This is a genomic window from Synechococcus sp. R60.1 (genome assembly GCF_047461835.1).
GTDB lineage: Bacteria > Cyanobacteriota > Cyanobacteriia > Thermostichales > Thermostichaceae > Thermostichus.
Map to the genome: position 1 here is coordinate 13,066 of NZ_JANSIA010000067.1, position 4,260 is coordinate 17,325.

Genomic DNA, 4,260 nt, shown 5'->3' on the forward strand with positions numbered 1-4,260 from the left:
GCCGATCATCGAGCAAGACGTGGTGCGGGTCAGTCACCGCGATACCGTTGCCGACCTCGTCCGCAAAGGCCGCGACATGGAACGCCTAGTCCTGGCACGGGCAGTGCGGTATCACCTGGAGAATCGGGTGCTGGTGTACCACAACAAAACGGTGGTGTTTGCCTGATCAGCCCGCGGGCGCAGCGTCGCTCAACGGGATCCCTTTCTGTTCTCGCAGGAGAGCCAAGATCTCGTCCTTCACCTCTTGGAAGGAAGAAGTGCGCTTGAGACTGTAGTCGCGCCGACTGGGGAAATCAACCCGGAGCTCCCGTTTCACCCGCCCAGGATGGGACGTGAGTACATAGATGCGCTGGGCCAGAAAGACGGCCTCTTCCACATCGTGGGTAATCATCAAAATTGAGGTGCGCGTGCGCTGCCAGAGATCCAGCAAAAACTCCTGCATCGTCTCCTTGGTTTGCACGTCCAAAGCGCCAAAAGGCTCATCCATGAGCAAAATCTTCGGCTGGGCCGCCAGAGCTCGGGCAATGGCCACCCGCTGCTGCATACCGCCCGAAAGTTGCCTGGGCAGGGCCTTAGCAAAACGCTCTAGACCGACGATATCTGACGATATCTGGGGAGAAGAAGTCATAAGCCCTGAAGTTCAGGTAACTGTGCAGCCAGCTTGAGAACAGCTGTTCGCTGGCCCAGATTCTGGAGTCGGGTTGAGATAAGCAGCAAATAGTTAAGTTGGCTACAGAATCCCCTGACTTGTTGCTTAGGTCTGCTTTGAATCTTGGGTCTTCTTTGAGATTTATAGGATCCCTCAATACTCGATAGGATCCCTCAATACTCGAAGGTCATGGGCGGGAAGCGGGAAGGGCGGGATCTGAGCTGGGCGGGTTCAGAGGCAGGAGCGGGATCCCGAAAGGCTTTTGCCTCCTGCTGAAGGTGTTGCATGGCCTGCTCGATTTCCTGAAGTCGCGCGTGGATTTGCCCTTGCCGCTCTCGAATAAACTCTAGCTCTTGGTTGAGCCGCTGCTTTTCGACAGTGAGCTGCTGCATTTCGGCATAGAGGGCGGATTCGGTTTGGCGGCGAGGGATCGAGCGCAGCTTGGGGCGAGGTCGAGTTCGGGGCACACGGGGCAAGCTCATAAGGGGGGATCCCGGAAAACGGCTTGCGCCTATCCTAGCGTACTCTTGGCGGCCCTTCTATTCCTAGGTAGGATCCATTCGTCTGGTGTGGAAAACAGCGATGGTGGAAACTGGAGCAGACCTGTTGCAACGCTACGGCAGCGGTGAGCGGGACTTCAGCAACAGCCAACTGGCCGGAGCTGATCTGGCCGGGGCCGACTTGGCCGGGATCGACTTGGGGGGATCCATTCTCCGCCAGGCAAAGCTGGCCTCTGCCAACCTGGAGCGGGCCTACCTGAGCGGCGCCGACCTCAGCCAAGCGGATCTGCAGGGATCCAACCTGCGGCTGGCCAACCTAGAGAAAGCCAAGCTGCAGGGATCCCGATTGCAAGGAGCCAACTTGCGTGGGGCCAACCTGGCGGAAGCGGACTTGAGCGAAGCCGATCTCAGCCAAGCGGACCTGGCAGGGGCCAATCTCACCGGGGCCAACTTGAGAGGAGCCCTTCTTGCCCAGTGCAAACTCAAGCTGGCCAACCTGCGAGGGGCTTGCTACGACGCCACCACTCAGATGGAAGCGGGTGTTACACCGGTGGAGCTGGGCATGGTTCAAGCCTAGAGGGGGAAATGGGGCTAGTCCTCCGGCTCCAAGTCCAGGATCTCCTGAATTTCGGCATCGGTATAGCCCACCGCCCGCAACTTCTCCGATACCGTCTGAATCTCCCCTGGAGACAAATCCTGCTGCCGTACCCGATCCCAGAGATTGGCCACAATCTGCAGCAGCAAACCGCTGCTCTCCGCCTCAAACAGCTCAAAAGCCGTGGCTAGCTCAATGGCCTGCAACACCTCCTCGGCACTGCCAATCGGCTGATCGAGGGATCGTTCCTCCAGCTCCACCAGCAACTGGCGCAGTTGGTTCAGGCCATCCCCAAGAGCAGACATACAGCAGGCTCCACAACGGCACTCGAACCCTCACCCTAGCAGACCCCTATCATTCCGCAAAAGGAATCCCGCCAATTCTGCGGCAGCTACAGCTATTCTGATTAAGAGAGCGATTCAACTGCAATCGAGGCGATTGTCGAGTCAGCATAGACAATCAACAACACCCAAACAACACCGAGAGGAGATGCATGAGTATGGCCCCAGTGAACGTCCTGCCCAATACCCCCCAGCCTTTAGCCGATGAGGGTGGCACCACCTTGGACTATGGCAGCGCGGTTTACCGGCAGGCCTACTCTCGCATCAACGGCATTGTGATCGAAGGGGAACAAGAAGCCCACGACAACTACCTCAAGCTGGCCGAGATGTTGCCGGAAGGGGCAGAGGAGCTGCACAAGCTGGCCAAGATGGAATTGCGGCACATGAAAGGCTTTCAATCCTGCGGCAAAAACCTGCAGGTAGAGCCGGATAGGGAGTTTGCCCGCACTTTCTTCGCCCCTTTGCGCAACAATTTCCAAAAAGCGGCAGCAGCCGGAGACCTAGTTACCTGCTTGGTCATTCAGTCGCTGATCATCGAATGCTTTGCCATTGCCGCCTACAACATTTACATCCCCGTCGCCGATGAGTTTGCCCGCAAGATCACCGAGGGGGTGGTCAAGGATGAATATCTGCACCTCAATTTTGGAGAGCGCTGGCTAGGGGAGCATTTTGGCGAGGTCAAAGGGCAGATCGAAGCGGCCAACGCCCAGAACCTGCCCTTGGTCTGGCAGATGCTGCAGCAGGTGGACCAGGATGTAGAAGCCATCTATATGGATCGCGAGGCCATCGTCGAGGATTTTATGATTGCCTATGGAGAGGCGCTGGCCAACATCGGCTTCAGCACCCGCGAGGTGATGCGCCTCTCAGCCCAGGGTTTGCGGGCAGCATGACCCACCTCAGCATTCATCCTCTGCCGGCGGACTGCAGTTCTAGGCTGGCTACAGGCGGGTATGGACATGTTTTGATGGGATCCATCAGTTATCCAAGCGGGTAAACCTTTATGTTCGGCCTGATTGGGCACTTGACCAGCCTGGCCCATGCGAAGCGGGTGGCAGACAAGCTGGGTTATTCCGAATATGCGGAGAGCGACCTGGAGTTCTGGTGCATGGCTCCCCCTCAGGTGGTGGACGAGATCACGGTAACCAGCATCACCGGCCAAAAGATTTATGGGCAGTACGTCGAATCCTGTTTCTTGCCGGAGATGTTGGCGGGGGGACGGGTGAAGGCAGCTTGTCGGAAAGTGTTGAATGCCATGGCCCTAGCCCAGCGGCGCGGCTTGAACATTACTGCTTTGGGGGGATTTAGCAGCATCATTTTTGAGACTTTTCGCCTCGACAGTCTCCGGCGAGTCCGCAACATTGACTTGGAGATCCAACGCTTTACCACCGGCAATACCCACACAGCCTACATCATCTGTCAGCAACTGCAGTTGGCGGCCCAGCGCTACGCCATGGACTTGGCAGCCGCTACGGTTGCGGTGGTGGGGGCGACCGGAGATATCGGCAGCGCCATTTGTCAATGGTTGGTGGCCCACACTCACTTGGGCAAATTGTTGCTCATCGCCCGAGAGCGACGGCGTCTGGAGGAATTGCAGGCCAAGCTCAAGCAGGGGGAGATCTCTTCGCTGGAAGAGGCCCTGCCCCGCGCTGACTTTATCGTTTGGGTGGCCAGCATGAGCCAAGGCATGGCCCTCGATCCCCAAGTTTTGCCGGATCCCTGTGTCATCATCGACGGTGGCTACCCAAAGAACATCGCCTCCAGCTTGCATCGGAAGGGGCTCTACGTCATTGACGGGGGGATGGTGGAGCACTCTTTGGATATTGAATGGAACATCATGCAGTTTTTGAATGTGGCCAACCCGGCCCGTCAGCTTTTTGCCTGCTTTGCTGAATCCATGCTGCTGGAGTTTGAGGGGCTGTACACCAATTTCAGTTGGGGCCGTAATTTGATCACCCTTGAGAAATTGGATCTGATCGGGCAGCTTTCCCGCAAGCATGGGTTCCGCCCCCTCATGCCCGAAGCCTAATTGAGATTCAAAATGAAGAAAGCCTCAGCCCCAGCAGAGGTGCTGGCCCTGGTCAGGTCAATCACCAATCGAGTAAACTACCCGACACCAACCGCTAGGCGGTACGGAGCGGGCTTTTAGTAGCCCTGCAGTTAGCAAGCCAACCACGA

5 protein-coding genes and 2 pseudogenes are annotated in these 4,260 nt (G+C 57.3%); 4 read left to right on the plus strand and 3 right to left on the minus strand.

The window, feature by feature from the left end:
- A pseudogene (locus NW834_RS09955) lies at positions 1 to 166 on the plus strand (formyltetrahydrofolate deformylase); the annotation flags it as partial.
- Here the strand turns inward: NW834_RS09955 and NW834_RS09960 are convergent.
- Positions 167 to 601 (minus strand): annotated as a pseudogene (locus NW834_RS09960) (ABC transporter ATP-binding protein); the annotation flags it as partial.
- A 221-nt stretch (positions 602 to 822) separates the two neighbouring features.
- Positions 823 to 1,131 carry a gas vesicle protein GvpV gene (locus NW834_RS09965; protein ID WP_238376787.1) on the minus strand — a complete coding sequence of 103 codons (309 nt, stop codon included), beginning with the start codon at positions 1,129 to 1,131 and terminating at the stop codon, positions 823 to 825.
- 100 nt (positions 1,132 to 1,231) lie between these two features.
- Here NW834_RS09965 and NW834_RS09970 point away from each other — a divergent pair, with 100 nt between their 5' ends.
- Positions 1,232 to 1,726 carry a pentapeptide repeat-containing protein gene (locus NW834_RS09970; protein WP_041436747.1) on the plus strand — a complete coding sequence of 165 codons (495 nt, stop codon included), beginning with the start codon at positions 1,232 to 1,234 and terminating at the stop codon, positions 1,724 to 1,726.
- Between the two features lie 14 nt (positions 1,727 to 1,740).
- Here NW834_RS09970 and NW834_RS09975 read toward each other — a convergent pair whose 3' ends face one another.
- Positions 1,741 to 2,049 (minus strand): hypothetical protein, encoded by a 309-nt coding sequence (locus NW834_RS09975; protein ID WP_414330858.1) that lies wholly within the window; start codon positions 2,047 to 2,049, stop codon positions 1,741 to 1,743.
- A gap of 194 nt (positions 2,050 to 2,243) precedes the next feature.
- Between NW834_RS09975 and NW834_RS09980 the strand changes: the two genes are divergently transcribed.
- Positions 2,244 to 2,975: an aldehyde oxygenase (deformylating) gene (locus tag NW834_RS09980; RefSeq protein WP_041436745.1), complete on the plus strand. Its 732-nt coding sequence runs from the start codon at positions 2,244 to 2,246 to the stop codon at positions 2,973 to 2,975.
- A gap of 110 nt (positions 2,976 to 3,085) precedes the next feature.
- Positions 3,086 to 4,111 (plus strand): long-chain acyl-[acyl-carrier-protein] reductase, encoded by a 1,026-nt coding sequence (locus tag NW834_RS09985; RefSeq protein WP_414390840.1) that lies wholly within the window; start codon positions 3,086 to 3,088, stop codon positions 4,109 to 4,111.
- Positions 4,112 to 4,260 lie beyond the last annotated feature (149 nt).